16 protein-coding genes and 1 pseudogene are annotated in these 19,771 nt (G+C 42.8%); 4 read left to right on the top strand and 13 right to left on the bottom strand.

The annotated features are described in order from the left end of the window. Window positions 1-429 precede the first annotated feature (429 nt). The 6 genes from QR722_RS19060 to QR722_RS19085 all read right to left on the bottom strand — a co-directional run bounded on the left by QR722_RS19060 (window position 430) and on the right by QR722_RS19085 (window position 7,684). On the bottom strand, window positions 430-576 hold the full coding sequence (locus tag QR722_RS19060) for a hypothetical protein (protein WP_286284594.1): 147 nt from the start codon (window positions 574-576) through the stop codon (window positions 430-432). Between the two features lie 16 nt (window positions 577-592). Continuing rightward, on the bottom strand, window positions 593-1,627 hold the full coding sequence (locus QR722_RS19065; RefSeq protein ID WP_286284595.1) for a virulence RhuM family protein: 1,035 nt from the start codon (window positions 1,625-1,627) through the stop codon (window positions 593-595). A gap of 240 nt (window positions 1,628-1,867) precedes the next feature. Next, window positions 1,868-5,008 carry a DEAD/DEAH box helicase gene (locus QR722_RS19070; protein WP_286284597.1) on the bottom strand — a complete coding sequence of 1,047 codons (3,141 nt, stop codon included), beginning with the start codon at window positions 5,006-5,008 and terminating at the stop codon, window positions 1,868-1,870. Beyond that, complete coding sequence (locus QR722_RS19075) at window positions 4,986-5,351, bottom strand: HVO_A0114 family putative DNA-binding protein (protein ID WP_286284598.1); 366 nt, start codon at window positions 5,349-5,351, stop codon at window positions 4,986-4,988. The genes QR722_RS19070 and QR722_RS19075 overlap by 23 nt, the downstream gene beginning before the upstream one ends. Window positions 5,352-6,054: 703 nt before the next feature. Continuing rightward, on the bottom strand, window positions 6,055-7,404 hold the full coding sequence (locus QR722_RS19080; protein ID WP_286284599.1) for a type II toxin-antitoxin system HipA family toxin: 1,350 nt from the start codon (window positions 7,402-7,404) through the stop codon (window positions 6,055-6,057). Beyond that, window positions 7,394-7,684: a helix-turn-helix domain-containing protein gene (locus QR722_RS19085; RefSeq protein WP_286284601.1), complete on the bottom strand. Its 291-nt coding sequence runs from the start codon at window positions 7,682-7,684 to the stop codon at window positions 7,394-7,396. The genes QR722_RS19080 and QR722_RS19085 overlap by 11 nt, the downstream gene beginning before the upstream one ends. Window positions 7,685-7,957: 273 nt before the next feature. On the opposite strand from QR722_RS19085, the pseudogene QR722_RS19450 reads away from it, so the two are divergent. Then, window positions 7,958-8,086 (top strand): annotated as a pseudogene (locus QR722_RS19450) (IS256 family transposase); the annotation flags it as partial. On the opposite strand, the gene QR722_RS19090 reads toward QR722_RS19450, so the two are convergent. Further along, a complete protein-coding gene (locus tag QR722_RS19090; RefSeq protein ID WP_286284602.1) occupies window positions 8,049-8,177 on the bottom strand; it encodes a hypothetical protein in 129 nt (42 codons plus the stop codon). The pseudogene QR722_RS19450 and the gene QR722_RS19090 overlap by 38 nt on opposite strands. 140 nt (window positions 8,178-8,317) lie before the next feature. Further along, entirely contained in the window at window positions 8,318-9,316 is a 999-nt protein-coding gene (locus tag QR722_RS19095) for a YecA family protein (RefSeq protein WP_286284603.1), read from the bottom strand. A 366-nt stretch (window positions 9,317-9,682) separates the two neighbouring features. Here QR722_RS19095 and QR722_RS19100 point away from each other — a divergent pair, with 366 nt between their 5' ends. Beyond that, the gene (locus QR722_RS19100) at window positions 9,683-11,815 is read left to right on the top strand and encodes a hypothetical protein (protein ID WP_286284605.1); all 2,133 of its coding nucleotides are present in this window, start codon (window positions 9,683-9,685) and stop codon (window positions 11,813-11,815) included. Between the two features lie 175 nt (window positions 11,816-11,990). On the opposite strand, the gene QR722_RS19105 is transcribed toward QR722_RS19100, so the two are convergent. The 3 genes from QR722_RS19105 to QR722_RS19115 form a co-directional block, all read right to left on the bottom strand. Then, window positions 11,991-12,908, bottom strand: coding sequence for a CPBP family intramembrane glutamic endopeptidase (locus QR722_RS19105; protein WP_286284607.1), 918 nt, complete (start codon window positions 12,906-12,908; stop codon window positions 11,991-11,993). Window positions 12,909-13,097: 189 nt separating this feature from the next. Further along, on the bottom strand, window positions 13,098-14,423 hold the full coding sequence (locus QR722_RS19110; RefSeq protein WP_286284609.1) for a class II fumarate hydratase: 1,326 nt from the start codon (window positions 14,421-14,423) through the stop codon (window positions 13,098-13,100). Between the two features lie 41 nt (window positions 14,424-14,464). Further along, a complete protein-coding gene (locus QR722_RS19115) occupies window positions 14,465-17,077 on the bottom strand; it encodes an ATP-binding protein (protein ID WP_286284610.1) in 2,613 nt (870 codons plus the stop codon). A gap of 355 nt (window positions 17,078-17,432) precedes the next feature. Between QR722_RS19115 and QR722_RS19120 the strand changes: the two genes are divergently transcribed. Next, complete coding sequence (locus QR722_RS19120) at window positions 17,433-17,612, top strand: hypothetical protein (protein WP_286284612.1); 180 nt, start codon at window positions 17,433-17,435, stop codon at window positions 17,610-17,612. A 306-nt stretch (window positions 17,613-17,918) separates the two neighbouring features. Then, window positions 17,919-18,095, top strand: a complete 177-nt coding sequence (locus QR722_RS19125) for a hypothetical protein (RefSeq protein WP_286284615.1) — start codon at window positions 17,919-17,921, stop codon at window positions 18,093-18,095. A 9-nt stretch (window positions 18,096-18,104) separates the two neighbouring features. Here the strand turns inward: QR722_RS19125 and QR722_RS19130 are convergent, their stop codons facing one another. Together QR722_RS19130 and QR722_RS19135 are read right to left on the bottom strand one after the other, a co-directional pair. Beyond that, window positions 18,105-19,316, bottom strand: a complete 1,212-nt coding sequence (locus QR722_RS19130) for an HD-GYP domain-containing protein (protein ID WP_286284616.1) — start codon at window positions 19,314-19,316, stop codon at window positions 18,105-18,107. A gap of 104 nt (window positions 19,317-19,420) precedes the next feature. Further along, entirely contained in the window at window positions 19,421-19,768 is a 348-nt protein-coding gene (locus QR722_RS19135; protein WP_286284617.1) for an MGMT family protein, read from the bottom strand. Between the last annotated feature and the right edge of the window lie 3 nt (window positions 19,769-19,771).

The following is a 19,771-nucleotide window of genomic DNA, read 5'->3' on the forward strand; positions in this document are numbered from 1 at the left end:
ACCGATTGAACGTGCGACTCTTAAACACGTTCGGGCTAGCGATAAATGTTACCTGGTTAAAGCAGGCAGTAAATTACAATTCTGGATCATTCGTGATGATTGCTTGTTATCTGTGAATGTTTCTCTGCACTCACCATTTTGTGTTTGTACCGACGCTGATAGTTAGTTATGTTTCCCATATCCCAACTTTCCCAGTTAGAAATTGAGCATTTTTTTAATTTTTTTCATAAATTTTTTCGATTTCTTTATGGTGAGTACACCGGTGAGTAAGAGGGCTTAAAAACGGGTCAAAAGTACTTTGCAGGCCTTGTTATTACTGAAATCGTGAAATTTAAAACGATAAACAGATCCAGAATATCGAGTAGTTTTTCATCAGTCCAATGTCAGTTAAGGGGTCCAGTAGGAATATTCACTCCGACCCCTTTTTCTTTAGATATAAGATAACTTATCAACCAAAATGCCGTTTTTAGTAAAAATGACACCACCGGTAAACAATTCACCGTTTAAAGTAGCCCCTCCCGCATTGTCAAATTTCAATTCAGTAGACAAAACGAGGGAATTTTGTCTTTGCATCATCCTCCTCCTATTGTTTCTATTTTTCTTTTTTAAGTATTGCCTTAAGGGCGGCGATATTAGCTTGCGCGCCTTCAGCTTCTCTTAGACGGCGGCGATTTTCTGCAAAGTTATCAAACTCCAATTTAGCCTTTTCATCTGACGCTTTTTTTGAAATTTTTCCGGAATCGTTCAACACATTTCTATCATTGAAGTTCAAAAACTGATCAAGCTTCTCGGCCCAGTCTTGTAAGAAAACTTGCTTGCGGCGCAAAGCTTGGTCTTCGGCAAAATCAAGCCACATGTTAACGATGCGATTGAGCTCTTTAATTTCATCTTCACGCAAATAGTTCTTTGCAATGGTGACATCTGTCTTGCGAACTTCATCGCCTTTATAACTTGTTAAGCCCATATCTGGCTTTCTGGCATCTACACGACTGGAGATAAGCTCAGCAGCAGTCATGTGCGTACAAGCATAATGGAGCTTGTTCTGGATGGTTTGAAAGAAGCGGGTTGTATCTTGGTTAGATGGCTCATAATCAGCTGCCATTGTGAAAATCTCTTTAACCCTCAAATATATACGTCGTTCACTAGCTCGAATATCGCGAATGCGTTCAAGCATTTCATCAAAGTAGTCTGGAACGGCAGACTGGCCGACTGGAGGGTTTTTCAGACGTTCATCATCCATGGCAAAACCTTTGATAAGATATTCTTTTAATATCCCAGTCGCCCATTGCCTAAACTGTGTACCGCGCTGTGAACGAACCCTGTAGCCCACTGCCAAAATGGAATCAAGGTTGTAGTGGTCGATTTCGCGAGATACCTGGCGAGTTCCTTCTAATCGAACTATCCGGAATTTCCGGATGGTTGCGTTTTGTACAAGTTCACCTTCATTGTAGATATTAATTAAGTGCTCATTAATCGTACGAACATCTTTGTCATAAAGTTCTGCCATCACGGCTTGAGATAGCCACAAGGTATCGGACTCAAAGCGACACTCAACACGAGTTTGGCCGTCTGCGCTAGTAAAAAGAACAAACTCTCCTTGTGGAGCTTGAGGGACGTGTTCTGTCATTCAATTAACCTTCTTTATAATTGATAGGACTTGCTTAATCACACTATTGCCTCTTCGTACACTTTTTCGACTTTGGCAAATTTTGTCACGCTCTCTAGGCGAGTTAAGGTTGTGAGCTTCATCGAGTTTTTCATTGGGCGATGTGGCACCTTGGTTACCCGTTTAACCGGCCAAAGTTTGTCAATTCCTTGGTTGAACTTTGGGTGTCTGAGGTAGATGCCAACGCCACTGTCATTTCCACTACCCCACAGCCAACTTAGCGGCTTGTTGCCACATAAAGTTCGGCATCGGCTCTTCTAACTGCCAAGTGATACTCATAGGTTGTGAACCTGTATGCGATACATACTCCACTTCTCCAAAGTTAACAAAGCCCATAGTGCGACCGTATTCATCTTTGGCTTGCTCACGAACAAATAAAAACAGACGTTTACCCGTTTTTTGGTGCTGGATGTATTCCAAACCACGCCCCTTGTCTGGCCGTGCGCTATTTTGCGACTGCCAATGGAAAAGGTGTTCGTTAATCGCGTAATCATGGTACATGGTGGTTGGCGAAAACTGCTTTTCGTTTTTATCTAATGTGACAAACATCAGTTCAATATTTTGATCTTTCAGAACAAATACACCCTCTCGTGCTGGCGGTTGACGCTCGAAAGTAGTCGCCCCAAATGCAACCAATATTTGTTCACGCGCATAGCGCGCATGTAACCTTAACGAAACCTCTGCTAAGGCACGCATTATTGGCTGTTCGTGCTTTGTTTGAGCCAGTTGCCAGTTTAGTACGTCTAATAATTCTGATTTTAATTCAGGTGAATTCAGCTTTTCTAAACTCTGCGCAATTGAGTTAAAACCACACTCTGCTCCTGTTTTCTGCCAAAAGTCGTAATGACACATCAAAGCATGACGATGATTCGTATCTTCAATAACAAAATTCGCTTGGTAGAGTCGCTTTAGAAAACTCAAATAGGCATGGTCATCACAGATCAAAATACGATTATGGATAGCTTTTTTAAGCACTTTTAGAAGGTTTTCATTCAGTGTATTTTCATTGATTTTATCTTCAGCTTGCTGAACATGTTGCGACCAACAACCTCGCTTATATAGCTCATTTAAGTCGATATGAGGATTTAGCGCTAAGAAGTTGGATAGGGTTAACGGTAAAGTAGAATGTTGAGGGAACTGGCGGATCATCGCGACTAAACGATTCAATGTTAGGGATGCTTGGCGAATATTTCTTATCACCATTTCTTGAGTTCGCTTACTCAATTCAATACGGCAGCCAAGTGGCGCATGGGGAAACCCTTGCTTTATTTCATCACTGATCGCACGATTGCTTTTCCCTACTAAAGATCTAAATTTATTAGCAAAGTCGTATTCCGGGCGAGAATTACCGACAAAATCTAGCACTGTACAACACTCTTTACCGTCAGCTAAACGCAATCCACGACCAAGCTGCTGCAAAAAAATAGTTAAGCTTTCTGTTGGTCGTAGGAATAACAAGGTATCCACTTCGGGAATATCGACACCCTCATTGAATATATCCACTACGCAGAGCACGTTAATACTTCCTGAACGAATAGCTTGTTGCTTTTGTTGCCGTTCATGGCTGTTATCACTGGTCAGTACATCCGCTTTAATGCCTTTTAGCAGGAATTGCTGTGCCATGTACTGGGCATGCTCTTTACTCACACAAAAAGCTAACGCTTTCATTTTGCCAATATCAGTGATGACCTCCTGTAAACTCTGCAAAATTTTGTTAAAACGTGCTTGGTTGTGTGTATACAAATTAGTTAGTTGGGCAATATCGTAACGCCCTCGACTCCAAGCAATCGTTCGCAGGTCGGTATCATCATCTGTACCAAAATACTGAAATGGGCATAGATGGCGACGGTTAATCGCTTCGGGCAAACGAATTTCTGCCGCAATCACACCGCCAAAATCCGCTAAAATATCGCCACCATCATGGCGCTCTGGCGTTGCTGTAAGGCCTAGTAATATAGCGGGTGCAAAATATTCTAATACCGCTCGATAACTACTTGCAGCAATGTGATGAACTTCATCTATCACGATGTAGTCATAAAAATCGGATGTTAGGTTCAACTGAGCAAGCTGATTGTTGAGCGTTTGAATGGAAACAAACAACTGCCGATAATGCTCTGGCGTATGCTCACCAACCCAAAGTTCACCAAAAGTGCCATTACGTAATACACCACGATACGCCGCTCTGGCTTGTTGTAATATTTCTTCTCGGTGCGCGATAAATAAGAAATTGGCTTGCGGTTTTTCTTTAATAAAACGCGCAAAATCAAAGGCGGAAATCAGGGTTTTTCCAGTACCTGTAGCCGCGACCACTAAATTGCGAAAGCGCTGGTGAACACTGCGCTCAACGGCCAGTTGTTCTAAAATTTCACTTTGGTGAGGAAACGGCGAGATATCAAAGAAATGCGTTGGGCTGGCATCATAATCACCACGCTGCTTGCTCAAAGCTTTTTTGAGTTTTTCACTGCTTTTCGCATCGCCATTAAAATTTTCAAAATCATTAGAAGCCCAATAGGTTTCAAAGGTACTTAATGATTTATTGATAATGTGTGGAATTTCTTGCGAAGTGATTTTTAAATTCCACTCTAAGCCATTGGTTAGTGCGGAACGCGACAGGTTGGACGAGCCTATGTAGCCGGTGTGATAGCCAGTGTTGCGCAAAAATAGATAGCTCTTAGCATGTAAACGTTCGCGCTCTGTATTGTAGCTCAGTTTAACTTCTGTATTAGGCAAGCTTGCTAAGTATTCAACCGCTTTCGCATCAGTTGCACCCATGTATGACGTGGTAATGATTTTTAGCTCGCGCCCGCTTGCAGTGAATTCTTCAAGCTCTTTGCGAAAAATTCGAATGCCCGCCCACTTAATAAATGACACCAACCAATAAATTTTATCTGCTGATAAAATCTCTCTTTTTAATTCAGATTCAAGCGACAATCCGGCATTACTGCCACAGAACAGTTCACTTTGCGTTAAACCTGTTAGGGGGGAAATGTCCTTAATATAATTTTTAAAATCAGCTGAGACGGGATTTTCTAATTCGTATAGCGCAGTCAGAATTTTACCTTGGCTAACAAGTAAATTGTCTTCGATTAAATCCTTATCTTGAATTTGCGTTTTTAGCCATAGTAACAGCTGATTAGACAAAGTAATTTGTTGTTGCAACCGATCATCAGCGGCTGGAACGGAATCAATGGCGTATTCAATAATGTGCGAGAGGAAACGAGATAACCAAGTGGATGCTTCACTGCTATTGAGCTCTCGCTCACCTACATAGAATCGCTTACGGTCAATACGACTGGCAATAAGCTGCGTGATTAACTGCTCATAAATTCCGACTTGTTGCATGATATTCCTTTGTTTCTAATGGCTGGATCAATAATACCATCGATTGATATTGCAGTTTCACCGCTAATCCGTGCGGTGACTTTTGCATTTCAACTAAGTTGTACGTGCCCAATGTTTTCAGTGTTCTCGACACATTACTGACCGCCCGACCGGTAAGCATGGCTAGCTCAGTCACCGATTGCGGCTGGTGCTCGGCGATCATTTTTAACAATTGCTGGTTTTCTTTCGACAGCACATTGGCCACCGATTTAAGCGAGTCGAACCAAATATCGACGGGGTAATCTGGGTCGGTCGTTTGCCCTTTAATTCCTATCACACAGCGCGATTGTTTAACGTTTTCCATTGTTTACTCGAATCGTGTATTCGCTAGCATGAATGCTGCAAATAAAAGCAGTGCTTAGCCGATCAAAGACTGTACGTTTATACATAAGTTGTGCATCTTATCAACTGCTGATAATAGCGCAAGAATATTTTCCTTTTAGTGCAATACCAATCCCCATTTACAGGAAGTGTTCCACCTGTACACTAGCGGTATTGTCTGTACTGTACTTCAACCCTTGTCAAGCCCTTATGTTGACTGACAGTGCACTAAAAGGTGACAATCTGGTACTGGGTTTATCGCCCCGTTAGTCATCCAAGTTACGTTATAGTTAATAATCTCTTGACCTGTTAAACCTAAGTAACCATAGCTCGCATATTAAACCAAAAATTGAAAAGTTTGTTTTAATAAAGGCTGTACCGGTACCATACTGCCGACAGGTACAGTGTTTATATAACGTCTTGGAGCAATCGTAAAAAACCCCAATACTGTAAAAATCGTTCAATAAATCTGGATCCAATTAGCATGCTTAAGTTGCTTTCCGGTGACAAGCAATCATCTGTAGGGAATGCCTGTAGTAAGTCGGGGAAAGCCATCATCACCTCTTTAACAAGTGTATCCACACTGTTGTGGCTCTGAATACGCCACAGCATAAACAACCAAAAGGTACGCAAGTCCACATCATATTCAAATCCGTCCAAAGATCCCCAGTTATTGTTGAGCTTTCTTATTGCTGTAGAAAAAGCGCTGCGTTCTCTTGTTTTCGCTGGGCAAGCGTCTCAGCAATTGCAAGTACGGTTGTTTTACTGATCGTTTGTTGTGTCGCCAAGGATGAAAAGTTGCTAATCGCCTCAACGACTTCTTGAATACATTGCTGCGCTTCTTTCCAATTAGCAAAACCAGCACTTGCTGCCAACTTTTGCATTACTTTGAGTGGGGGCGCTTTTCCATGCCCTGCAAAGGCTGTTGCATGCTCATTAAAGGGCTGAGGGCTAAATGTGACGTCGTAAAAGGGGGCTAGTTGCCAGTTACCATCATCGCCTTGCAAAAATCCCCAGTTTTTACTGTGGTCATCTTGGTTTGCAGCAAATAAATTAAAGATAGCGCGACGAAACTGAAGTTGACCTGCCGCAGGAGACTTACACAACTGACGACTGGCTTTAATAAGGTCGCTATAGTCTAGGCTAGGGGTACGAAAGTCAGCATCTAATAACCCACAGGCACTATGCATATGCAAACGCCCTGCATGTTGTTCACCATCTACTTTATGTGCCGGTAACCCTTGTTCATTAGGTAAATAGTCAAAACGTTTAAGTGCTAGCCAAGCCTTTGCACCACTACTTGGTGGTGCATCAATTAATTGCCAAACCGGTGGCTGGCACTTTGCTTGTTCAGCCATTTGTAAATACACGGCTTCACATAAGCCTTCTTCATGACCTAGTGCCAAGTTCTTCGACGTAAACTTAACTAACCATGCTTCATCCCCTGTCTTTGCATACGTTCGGCATTGCTGTGCATCACCAGTAGGCATATAAACCTGTGCTTTAGGCCTTGCGCCACCAGCGCTACCCACAGCGACCAAAGTAGCTAAAACTTGTTGAGTCTTACCATCTAACTCTTCAGATAGAGACTGATCAAACAAGGTTTGTGCTTCTAGCCCTAGCGTTGCTATGTCAATATTTTGATGTTGTTCAGGTGAAAATGCTGATACGGGCGTAAAAGACAACCCTCCCATCCCTTGGTCGCCTACAAACGCTAAGCGATCCATCGCAGTTACTTGAGCAGGTAAAACGCCTTGTTGGCGAAATATTCGGTCTTGGAGCAAGAGACCCCAGCCATCAGGAAGGCTATCACCAAAAACGCCATGAATTCCCTGGTGAGGCTCTTTGGGGGCTTGTTGAAGCTGTCCATTAGTTTGTAAAGTAAACGGGGATAAATTTCCAAATTTACTAATGTATTCATCAAAGTACTGAAAGAACACTCCCTGACGGTTTTGAGCTATTACGCCCACCGGCACAGTCTCACCCGTTGCGAGCGTTCGTTGCACATTCAGCTTTTGAATTGATTTAAAGCTCATCTTTAAGGACCTCTTCTATACTGGTAGGCAAAGCAGTGCGGTCTGCGCTTACCTGAGTTAGCTGATAAAGCCTATCGAGTGAGTCAAGTGACTGCCATAATAGTAGTAACTGGCGAAATGAAATTTGCCCAGTGAGTTCAAATTTTTTAATGGTAGGCGCAGGTACACAACTACGCTGTGCAAGCGCCTCTCGCGATAGCTTAGCTTGTTCACGTAAGCCACGAAGATGAGCTGCAAAAGCTTGGCTAACATCAGTGTCGTCTAAAAGTGAAAATCTCATATTCAACCCTTATGGATACAGTAATGTCCATTATAGTGCAAAAAGGCGGATTTTGGATACAATAATATCCATAAATATGAGGTGCGATCATATATAGAGAAAGGCATTCAAAGCCGGTATATTCTTCATCGAGCAAATTAACTGACGCATTCTTTTAACTTAACATCCCCAATACGTTTAGAAGCCATCAGCCGGTGATTGAAATGGTGAGTAACATTCAATATTACATATCAGTTTAAAGCTCAAGGCATTGACATATTTAAATTTAAAAACATCACTCAATCTTTCGACTTCAACAAAGCATTAGCTGAACTTCAATCAGGTAAAGGTTTAATGGGTGAAAATGGTGTATTAACGCACCTCATTAAGCAGTTAACCGAAGCTGCTCTAGTATTACGCTTGGGAAAAGTGTGTAAGGCCCCAAGCCTATTTGCTTGTTGAGCTGACCTATAGTGGCATCGCTAATTTCATTCTCTTGCATATCGTTCAACATAACTTTCCGTTCATTAATAATGAACAAATCACAAGTGGGATGTGCACTATAAAATCACGTTCAATATTAAGCTGCTGCATTCTTATATATTCAATGGAGTAGCACTACACTTAGTTATTGAACGTTATCTGCCACCTAGACTAGAAGTGGAACTCGAATGTTTGTACTAGCAACGGCTGGATATCTGCTTTTCTCGGTAGCGGCTTATTATCTAAAACCCTTCTAGGATTAACGATAATAAAGCCCCAAAACTCTAAAAAACGTTTAATAAAGCGAGCTTCAATGCGATAACCGAGCTGCTCTGATGGTGTACTGTATTCTCCTTTTGGGAACTGAAGAAGCAAATCCGGAAAGGCAATACACATTTCGTCAATTAATTGATCGATAGAGCCATGACTTTGCACACGCCAGAGCATAAATAGCCAGAATGTTTGCAGATCAATATCCTCAGACCAGCCATCTAAATACCCCCAGTTATACTTTGCTACCGCAGCCTCTAGCATAGGCAGGAAGAAAGCGCTGATTCCCTGAGCCTGATATTGTTTCTGCGCAGCCTTTTTCATGTGAAAACGCCCGCTTTTTACATAGAGGATCCCTGACAGTTGAGCCAACACGCGGGTATAGTGCAGCCCATTGAGTTTGTCTTCGTTACTACCCGAATATTCGCTAATGCTTGGCACAGTTTGATACTGGGCCACGGCAAACTCATCTAATAGCGCACTGGCTTGTTTAACCAATTTTGCCGGTAGATTGCCTTTGCTCGTTGCTTTGAACGAGCCTCCACTCTGCAAAGCTTCATCTAGTATTAATGCTAAGTAGCGCATCACTGGGCTGCTGGATAAATCATCCGGCGTGTTTATTTTAACCCAAGCCAATTCATTCAGAGGCGCGTATAGCCAGTTCGCCATTTGTGTAGGCGTCAGGCCGCAAAAATCTTCATTGGGGTGATTATTTCTCTGTGCCATTTTGTGCTGAGCAATGACATTCAGCTGGTCAATATCTAGATTTGGATTCATCAACACGCTTTGTTGGATGTCATCGGCTATTTCGGCGTGCTGCTTGGATACCTGATCCATACAACAACCTTTATATTTTTTGCCACTGCCACACGGACAGGGATCATTACGTCCAATTTTCATTTGGTTTAACTCTTGTATTTTCACCTTACATCAACGGGAATTAGTCTATCTATAGTCAAGCCTATTTAATAGTACACGGCGCCCAGTTAACCCATTCAAAAATAAGATTGAGGTTACTGTAAGATGTAACCAATTGAATATAAAGTGAAATTAATTAACCTTTAAAACGCATTCTGACAATTCAGCTTGTAGATAAATATAAATAAAACTGATTATTTCAGTAAAAACATTGTGCTAGGCTATTGCCGAAAATAGGTGTAACGCCCGGAAATCACCGATATTTACACGCCAATTATGGGTGTTTAGAGTCCAGTGATGCTAGGGTTATTTTTGTCAAACAAACTTTGATAATAAGGAAATCGTCTCTTGTTTAACAATATTTTTAGATTATGCAGTTGGATATCTGTCACTGCACTAGCACTGCTCCTAGCGGGATGTGGTACTTACGATTCCACCGCAGTGGTTGCGCCTGAAGAACTGAAGTTTGTTAAAAAACATCCTGATGTCGGTGTAGCAAGAGTCGGAAAATACTTCAATGACGGTAAATTGCGTATTTTTGAAAACGAACAAGACGTTTATATCTATGTGTATAGCAATAACATGGGAAGCGGAAGTTTATTTGGACTTAAAAATAGTACTAGCGAGAGCTTCTATGGCAACAAACAACAGGCAAGAAAATTAGCGGATCAGAGAATCAAGCAAATGGGTTTGAGCTTAATGGCAGACAACCCCAACATTTCGCCGGGCTCCAATGTGTATCACGAGGTATCATTAAAATCAGGTATAGAGGTGTTAATCAGACCCTACAAGAGTGACGTAGCTTATCGAAGCTATAGGGTCGAAATTATCGATTACTCCGCTGCGCTAGCTCAGTTCAAGCAATCATTAAAAACACGAGAAATAGCAGGTCTGGGGCAAGCAAATTTCCATTATTTACAACCATTTCTAGACAAAGAAATCATTGCGCAGATCAACGCGTCTGACTCAGAACCCGCACTAGCAAAATTGACTTCAGTATTAAACAAGATGTCTCCGGTCAGTACCAAAAACCACTGCATGATGGAAAAAAGACAAATTGAGATTGAGTTATCGACCGATTTTAACGATATCCAAACGCAGAGAGATGTCACCGCATGGCATAAAAAGCGCAAGCGCACCGCTGATAGATGCTACAAGGTCACCAGAAAAAAGCTCATCGCTAATGAAACGCCAAAAGCGGGTGACCTCCATCAAAAGTGGGATTGGACTTATTACAAAGGTGATTACATTCAAGGAGAGGTTGGTGCAAACTGGGTAAAAATCAGTAAGAATATTTATGCGTTTTCGCCCGAAACTATGACTATCGGCTACATCAGCAAGCGCGATGTCACGCCTGTGATCCCTAAGGTATCTAAAAGTTTGATTGCGCGGGTCAATGGCAAACGTAGTAATATTCAAAACCAAATTGCCCGAGATAAAGATCGCAAAGCCTTTAACCTTGCAAAAAATGCTGGGTCCATTGCAAGCTATCAGCAGTATTTAAACCATTATCCAAAGGGCGAATTCAGCCAACAGGCAACTAATAATTTGGAAAGTCTATTCGTCGAATATCATAGCTTTAACGGTTACATGAACGCCTACAGACTGACTGCCAAAAATATCCATTTAAACCATGCCCATCAAGCTGTAGTTAGCTCCTCATCTAAAGTTGAAGTTGCTAGCAAATTGCTTGAGAACTATTTTGATTCGCGCACCAAATACCTTAGAGACATACCAAGCTTTTTCGATATGGCTAGCAACATAGCTAATTTTGAGCAAGCCAAGTACTTTAGAAAATCGATGCAAGTAAGTGGATTTGGACAACACTTGAACCGTCCTGAGCGTTTTTTTGATTCTGTTGAGTATCGCTACGTCTTGAAGTATCTAACTCCAGCAACCAAGCTGCGTTTTGCACAAGAACAATATTTTGTTGATATCAAGTATGGGGACAGCACCTTCCCCCTTAGCTTTGATGGCAGTTGCAAATTCTTGCGTGAAGAAAGTGGCACCCGCGACACAGGCATCATAGAGTCAATATTTACCCTAGGCGCAGACAAGGCAACCTATTATAATAATGTTTACTCATGCCAAGCCCAATCCGCTGATATAGCCAGTATTGAGCGTTTTAGCCAAACGCTGGGAAATAGTCAGGCTTATTCTGAATTAGCCAATAAAACAGACTGGCAATATCGAACCACATCTCGCGGCACCGACTATCAATATGAATCTTATGCAAGTAGCGGTTCCAGCTCTACTTACAATGAGCCTGCCGCCAGCACCAGCCCTAAAAAAAGTGATCGCGGCTATCGAACAGATGGCGATGGACGTCTGTATTTTAACGGTAAAGAATTCGCCAATTTAGATTACTCATACGGTTGGAAAATATTATGCAGCAACCGTCGTCATGGCAAAGTTAGACTCATTTCCGACAAGTCCAAAGAGCAAGTGATAGAGATGGCCAAGTACGAATGTAAGCACTAACTACTAGTTGCTAATAAGAGCTTTCGAGCTTAGCTAATTGGCTCAGTCCATATTTGGAATTTGATAGATCTGCCTACAACCTCATCATACGAGGTTGTAGGTTTGGTTAGCATCCTGAGCTAATGGCTGCACTTTCAACCATCTCTGGATGCCAGTTAAATCATATTCTTAAAAACTAAGCGTCATCGGTGGGCCGCAAAGAGCTTGCTCTTTTGGACAAACTTCTTTGGCAAATCAAGATCCCCAGCGTTAGTACCAACAGACAAAAAACGCCGTTTTCTGGGCCACCGTTGCCGCCGTTTAACCACGTTTGTTGATTGGGCGATAATTGCACAATAAGAGCAGAAACGTCGATTTTGATCCCCGTGATAGGGATCTCAAAGCCAACGCCAATAAACCAATTCCATCCTACATGCCAGCCCATGGCGGACCAGATATTGCCTGTCACCAACACTAGGTAGCACGCAAAAATAGAAAACAAAAAGGAGCCAACAGCCACATACCACGCCACTCTCGGGTCGAAGTGCAGCAAGGTGAACAAGGCTGATGAGACCAGCATGCCCACCAGCAAGTTACTTTTGCGGCTCACAGTAGATAACAACCAACCGCGGAATAACAACTCTTCGGCACTGGATTGAATGGCGAAACCGCCAAGCAATAACAGAATCAGTCCCAGTTCAGACAGACTCTCAAATGCGGGCAACCAAGCGCCAATTTCATATCCGCCAGCAAGGCTTATTAGCAACACCACCGTAGCGCTGGTCAACACACCAACCATCACATAACGGGGAAATACTTTAGCGGCAGTTGGCCAGAAAACCCCTATGGTTTGCAAAGAACGTTTTTCGACCTTCAGGGTCCATAAAATTACGATGAAGAACATGATTGAAAATGGCAGTATCAGGAAAAGTATAAAACCGGTGATGCTATTGAAACTGCCATCTTCTTCAGTCAAACCGAACTGGCCTAAGGCGAGATCAACTGGCAAAACAGAGCCAATCACAAACAACATACCCAAAAATGGCGCTAAAACTATCCAAGGTAGCCAGCCTTTAGCCTCGCCACTGTTATAAATGTGCTTGCTTAAATACATGCATACGTCCCTGTTAATTCCATCATTTAAAGAGCCATACTCCCATCTTTTATCCGTTAAGCAGTAAGCATTTAGTGTAACTAGGCGTGTCCGTTGGATGAAGTTTTGTGTTTATCAAGGCGGCTGAACAGGCCCAGCAGCTAAAAACAAGAGTATCCCTAGCAGCTAAGCCAATGGTGATGATTGAGCTTAAATCATCGTTCTTGGATCGAGTAATTCAGTTAGTTGCTGCTCACTCAAATCCGTCATCTCTTTGGCAACATCCAGTATTGGCCGCCCTTGTTTATAGGCGCAAGTGGCAATCTCTGCCCCCTTGTCATAGCCCACGATACTGTTTAATGCGGTGACTAAGATGGGGTTACGTGATACTGCCTGCTCTAGTTTGTTGCGATTGAATTGCATGTCATGGATGGCTTTGTCAGCTAAAGCAGTGCAACTCCCGGCTAGTATCTCGATACTTTGCAGCAAATTATAGGCGATGACAGGTAACATGGTATTGAGCTGAAAATTACCGGATTGTCCGGCTATGCTAATAGTGGCATCGTTACCCATCACTTGGGCACATGCCATAGCGGTAGCCTCAGGTATGACCGGATTCACCTTACCAGGCATAATACTGCTGCCCGCTTGTAATTTGGTCAGGACTATTTCGCCTAGCCCGCTATTGGGACCACTGTTCATCCAACGTAAATCATTGCTGATTTTCATTAAACTTACTGCGAGAGTTTTCAATTGGCCACTTAATTCTACTGCCGCATCCTGCGAGCTGATCGCGGCAAAGAAATTCACTGCTGGGGTAAAGGGCAATCCCGTTTGTTTGGATAAATGGGAGCAGACTTTTTGTGAAAATTCCACATGGGTATTAATACCTGTACCTACTGCCGTGCCGCCTACCGCCAATTGGCAAACTCGCGGCAGGGTTTCAGATATACGAGATATACCAGCACGAAGCTGCGCCGACCATCCACCTAGCTCTTGTGCCACCGAAATGGGCATAGCGTCCATCAAATGGGTGCGCCCGGTTTTTACCAGCGTCGCATACTCTACCGCTTTATGGTCGATGACGTCGACTAAATGAGTCACTGTCGGCAATAGTTGATTAGACAAGGTCTTGACTGCGCTGATGTGGATACAACTGGGAATGATGTCATTGGAGCTTTGCCCCATGTTGACGTGATCGTTGGGGTGAACTGGTTGGCCTAGGTCGCAGCTAGCAAGCTGGGCGATCACCTCATTCGCATTCATATTAGTACTGGTGCCTGAGCCCGTTTGAAAAACGTCTATGGGAAATTGCTGATCAAATTCGCCACCTGCAATACGCTCAGCGGCTGCAATAATACTGTTGGCAATCTTATCATCCAACAGGCCTAAGGCTTTATTAGCTTTTGCGCAGGCAGATTTAACCTCGCCTAAGGCATGAATAAAAGCAACTGGCATGGTCAAATTGCTAATCTTAAAATTATCTAGCGCATTTTGAGTTTGTTTGGCGAATAAGTTGTCTTGCGGACTTGCCATAGTGTTCTCCTGTCAGTCTAAGCAATACTATACCTGCAAAATTAGTCGGCTGCGCGAGCCATATCACTAAACATTTTACTCATCAATACGTTAACCGATGGAATATTATTTTGCTGCAGCGCATCTTCAATTTCTTCGGCCAAATCACTAATATGATCGAATCCGTAACTCCCCGCTGAGCCTTTTAATTTGTGCAGCAATTCTTTAAGTATGGGCCAATTCTGTTCCGACAACGCGGCGCGAAACTGAATGATTTTATCTTCAAAACTGGCAGTATACTGCTGGGTTAACTTCGCATAACCCTCTCCTACTGGAGCATCTCCAACCATCCCATGGGGTTGGACGTCAATAACCATGAATTGTTCTAACAATTTATAAAAACGCTCACTATTGATCGGTTTAGCAAAATGCGCTGTCGCTCCCACCTCCTCCACTTGTTTAATACTTTCATTATCCACATTGGCGGTCAGCATAATGATTGGCTTAGTGAATCCTTGCTCGAGTAATTTTCCGGTAGCTTGCAATCCATCCATGTCTGGCATTTGCATGTCCATCAAAATTAAATCAAATTGCTCTTTACCGGCCAACTCCAAGGCTGCTTTACCGCCTTCTGCTAAGCTAAAATGTGCACCGGTTTTAGCCAGTAAATAGGCAACTAACAGGCGATTGTCTTCGTTGTCATCAACAACTAAGATACGGCCGTTTATCTGCGGCACGGCCAAATCATGACTGTGCTGATGCTGGGCAATCCAATCTACCTGCTGCTCGCAGGTCAGCATCCGCTCATCTTGGGCCGGCGTCCAAGGCAAGTACACCGCAAATTGACTACCTATGCCTTCCTGACTCGTCACCTTGATATGGCCGCCCATCATTTCAATTAACTGTTTGCTGATGTGCAAACCTAATCCTGTGCCACCGTACTTACGATTTATTGCCTGATTGCCCTGTGAAAAAGCGGTAAACAAACGCAATTGCTGCTCTTCACTCATTCCCAACCCAGTGTCAGATACCACAAAGATAAACCGACCTTTGCTATTATCTAAGTAGACCTGCAGATCCACTCGGCCCTGTGCGGTGAATTTAATCGCGTTGTTACACAGGTTCAGCAAAATCTGTTTCAACCGTGTACCGTCTATATTGCAATATTGGGGAAGTGGGTAGTGCAGTTGTAAGCCAAACTGCAAGTTCTTTTCTTCAGCAAACCCACGCATGTATGAACAGACTTCGTTGAGTAAACTAACCAAGCACACATCGGCTCTATCTAACTGAATCTTCCCTGCTTCGATCTTGGATAAGTCCAGCACATCATTGACAATATTGAGTAAATAATGGCCACTATGATTGATTGCTAGGGTGGCCTGGTGTATCTGTTGTTGACTGGCATGTTGGTCACTCAGCATTTCTGAATAACCAATAATAGAGTTGAGTGGGGTACGTATCTCATGACTGACATTGGCTAAAAAGCGGTTTTTGGCTTCATTGGCAGAAGCGGCCAATTGCTGTTCTTTTTGGATAATCTCTATTTGATATTTGGCTTTATTGGTTTGGCGTATTTCTTCTGCTTGATCTTTGATTTTCTGCTCTCGAATCATCACCGCATGTTGCATAGCCGCAAATTCATGGGCCAGTTCACCCAATTCACTCTTCCCCGATATTTCAATCGTTTCACTGTATTGGCCACTTGCTACCCGCTTAGCAGCATCAAGCAAACGCCCGACTGGCCGGGTGATACTCCGTGCGATGTAATACGAGCCAAGCACTGCTAACAGCACACCAACTAAGAAAAAGGGTAGTAACTCAAGCATAAACTCCCGTAATGTCTTTAACCACACTTGAATTGAGTCTTGTAGTACCACCACAAATTGATGCTGTTCATCTTCAAATAACACGAAAGGTAGCAGCACGGTTTCTCTGGCATCGACGGTTTGGAATTCAATTGGTCTACGTTGGTCCGGCAGCATTAAACTGGTTTGCTGGATTTTCTCAACCATCATAGGATCATTTTGCGCCGAGGACAGCGGCACTACGCTGGTGTCGCCAGTCACTACTGCGAGATTTATATCCAAAGAAATCAGGGTCTTGATCCGTGCTAACAAGCTTAGATTCAGCTTTTTACCCATGATCAACCAACCAATAATACCGGGGGCACGAATAGGCTCAGCGGAGACCAAATAGGGCTCATTTGCCACCATAGCGATCCATGCTCGCTGCTGCTGGGATTGACTTAGTCGCCGTCCTAGTGCTTGGGCTATATCATCGTCTTGGCCACCGTATTGGGTAATCAACATGAAGTCCTTGTCGAGCACTAAGGCAATATCAGCTTCAATTCGATTACCAAAATTGAACAAGACTGTACGGATTGATTCGGTATCCTCTGCTGTTCCTATTGCGCTGCGGAGCGCCCAATCTTTAGAGATGGTTTCAACGTTCACATCTAACTGCGATTTAGCATTGGCAATTTCATTAAGAAATACGTTGCGGCCGACATTTAAGCGCGATAAGAACTGCCTTTCTGCCTGATTGTAAGCAGCGTTGTAGACACTCACCAGAGTAAGGGTGAAAACTAATGAGAATAAACTGACCACCAACACAAAAATCTTAATTTGCAGTGGTGTCCAGATAAGCGCTTTACCTTTACGTAAATGAGATTTCAAATTCTATTCCTAAAATCACCAGATAAATGTCAAATGCAGGCGGCTTTGCGTTGAGCCCAGTTGTGAATATGACCTGCAGGAGTAACTTGGTATTTCATGAACCGCCCACTCAACCCTATGCAAGAGTGCCAATAATTGGCGTAGAGGGTCAAAATTGTCAGTAATTTTAACAAATCCCCTATATAAGCCCTTTTTCACTTTAGGTTATGCTAATGATTATTAATGAAAAATTTAAAATGGCCCAATTTATGCTGTATATAATTAAACCAAGTAGCCTATCTTATTAATAGCTTTGTGTAAGCCCCTTTAACGAGTATAGGTGAGTGAGATTGTCCTTGTAGTAAAAGGTGAAGTTATGTCTTGTTTAACCCGTAAATTGCAGCAAAATATTACTCAGTATCTTAAAAAACGCCATGATCTGCTGGCTGAAAAGTCTATTGATAATGTCCGTTATGAATTAGTCAATGTTGGCATTTGTCCATCCCATGTGACTGAGGATCAAATGCGAGACATCTTGCGCGTTGCCCAAAAATAAATAGGGCTGATATCTTCCAAACTACTGGCTCGGTAATAAAAATCTAGCGGCTAGCTAATGATTGGCGTCGGAAATAATCGAAATGATACAGCGTCTAGACTCTGTAATTTTCACTTGCCAAACTGCGCATTTTTTACACACCACAAACACCCCCCTAACAGCCAAAACCATTAACCAATTGAAATATAAGTAAAATGTCAGTTGGTTCAAATTATGCTGAAGAGTAAATAGGTTTAATCGAATTCGCATGGTGCATTTTTATCAGCAGTAGTGCGATTCACCGACAGGAATAATGAAGAGGCGAGCATGTCTTGTTTAACACGCAAATTACACTACAACTTAACCCGTTATTTAAAGCGTAATAACCAATTAGTTTCAAGCAAAGAACCGGCAGAAGTCAGAGCTTTATTGATCAATATCGGCATCTGCCCTTCTTCAATTACAGAAGATCAGGTTGAATCAATCATTAAAGACGTCAGTTGATTAGCAACACTAGATGGCAATGCGTTCATTGAAAAAGCGATTAAAATCTAGGCCAAATTCACTCGCGGTTGCGCCTTTTTCTATTTTCAACTGACTGTTTTTCAGATCAATATTTTTTATAGGAAGGTAAGTTTCATTGCGAGCCGAGTAAAATACCTTAACAATCGGACTCAATGGCAGATCTTCATTTTGATGCACAACCATACCGATTTGGCCATTGGTTAACTTCACCAAGCTCCCAGCAGAATAGACGCCCACACACTTAACGAATTTTTGGACCAAATCACGGTCGTATAAATCAGGCGAATCGCTCAATAGAATTTTTAGTGCTTTTTGCGAGGGCATACCGGCTTTGTATACCCGATCAGCGGTGATAGCATCATAAGTATCTGTAATTGCGATCATACGGCCATATTGACTGATTTCATCACCTCGTAAACCTTCAGGGTAGCCGTACCCATCTAAACGCTCATGATGCTCAGCCATAGTGCGGATTATATGTTCAGGTAACCCCATTTCTTCTAGTGTCTGGATCCCGTAATAAACATGATCTCGCATAATGTTCATTTCAGGCTCAGTTAATTTACCCGGCTTATGTAAGATCTCATCCGGAACTCTAATTTTTCCAATATCGTGTAAGAAACCCGCTAATGCTAGTTCCTGTACTTCAACAGCGTCCATTTCTAAATATTTAGCAAAATTAGCCAGTAAAATCGCCACGTTAAGAGAATGCTCAAAGAGGTAGGTATCTTTTTCGCGGATCTTGGTTAGGCACATTAGCGCATTGGGATTGCGGTCCATAGAGCCAACTAACTCTTCTGTGAATTCTTCTGGCAGTTTCAGATCAATCGGCAAACCTTTGGCCACAGCGTTGAGCATACGCCGTTGAACGGCCTTACCTTTTTCATGCAGCTTTTTAGCTGTGGTGATTTCCGAATCAAAACTAACATGCTGCTGTTCTGGTTGCTGCGGGGCCTGCTGTGCTTCTATTGGATCGGCTGCACTGGCAATGTCTGCTTCATCTACTTCGCTTGGATCTGCTGTGAATGCTTTGTCAGTATCCACTAGTAGTCTCAATATTCCCTGCTTGCGCAACTGAGATACTATCGCTCTTTTAGTGACCTTTCCCTGACTTTTTATTTTCAAGTTACCACGTTGTTCAACTATGCCTTGAACATACATCCCTGGTTTTAATTCATCAATGGAAATTTCTTTAATCACGTAAACCTAAACACTTTTGTTGTTTCGACAGTTAAAAATAAACTATCGCTGTGTGTGACACAAGTTTATAAATAAACAATTGGTTGATTTATAGACACCTTTTACTAGTACTTTAGTTTAATCAGTAAGTCACCCAGCTCAGGCCGCCATTGAAAAATAGCTAATTTCACGCGGTGATTAAGTACCGCCACCTCTTCTTGCTGCAATAGCGCTTTTTGTTGTTCGCCAATTTCGCTGCCAACAGGAAAAGCAATTTGTCCTGTTGAGCGCAGTACTCGATACCAAGGAACCTGCATATCATCTGGGGCATAGCCAAGGGCTTTGCCCACTAGACGCGCTCGGCCCGGCAACCCTGCCAAGTCAGCCACTTGACCGTAACTAGCCACCTTTCCGGCAGGAATAGCTTGCACCGTATGCCAGATTTTTTGGTAGTAACTTACACTAGCGGCCATGAG

It is taken from the genome of Aliiglaciecola sp. LCG003 (assembly GCF_030316135.1).
In the GTDB taxonomy this organism is placed as follows: Bacteria; Pseudomonadota; Gammaproteobacteria; order Enterobacterales; family Alteromonadaceae; genus Aliiglaciecola.

Coding starts and splice junctions, on each gene's coding strand:
- QR722_RS19060 (WP_286284594.1), bottom strand. CDS start 576: ATGATGCAAAGACAAAATTCCCTCGTTTTGTCTACTGAATTGAAATTT.
- QR722_RS19065 (WP_286284595.1), bottom strand. CDS start 1,627: ATGACAGAACACGTCCCTCAAGCTCCACAAGGAGAGTTTGTTCTTTTT.
- QR722_RS19070 (WP_286284597.1), bottom strand. CDS start 5,008: ATGCAACAAGTCGGAATTTATGAGCAGTTAATCACGCAGCTTATTGCC.
- QR722_RS19075 (WP_286284598.1), bottom strand. CDS start 5,351: ATGGAAAACGTTAAACAATCGCGCTGTGTGATAGGAATTAAAGGGCAA.
- QR722_RS19080 (WP_286284599.1), bottom strand. CDS start 7,404: ATGAGCTTTAAATCAATTCAAAAGCTGAATGTGCAACGAACGCTCGCA.
- QR722_RS19085 (WP_286284601.1), bottom strand. CDS start 7,684: ATGAGATTTTCACTTTTAGACGACACTGATGTTAGCCAAGCTTTTGCA.
- QR722_RS19090 (WP_286284602.1), bottom strand. CDS start 8,177: ATGTTGAACGATATGCAAGAGAATGAAATTAGCGATGCCACTATAGGT.
- QR722_RS19095 (WP_286284603.1), bottom strand. CDS start 9,316: ATGAAAATTGGACGTAATGATCCCTGTCCGTGTGGCAGTGGCAAAAAA.
- QR722_RS19105 (WP_286284607.1), bottom strand. CDS start 12,908: ATGTATTTAAGCAAGCACATTTATAACAGTGGCGAGGCTAAAGGCTGG.
- QR722_RS19110 (WP_286284609.1), bottom strand. CDS start 14,423: ATGGCAAGTCCGCAAGACAACTTATTCGCCAAACAAACTCAAAATGCG.
- QR722_RS19120 (WP_286284612.1), top strand. CDS start 17,433: ATGTCTTGTTTAACCCGTAAATTGCAGCAAAATATTACTCAGTATCTT.
- QR722_RS19125 (WP_286284615.1), top strand. CDS start 17,919: ATGTCTTGTTTAACACGCAAATTACACTACAACTTAACCCGTTATTTA.
- QR722_RS19135 (WP_286284617.1), bottom strand. CDS start 19,768: ATGGCCGCTAGTGTAAGTTACTACCAAAAAATCTGGCATACGGTGCAA.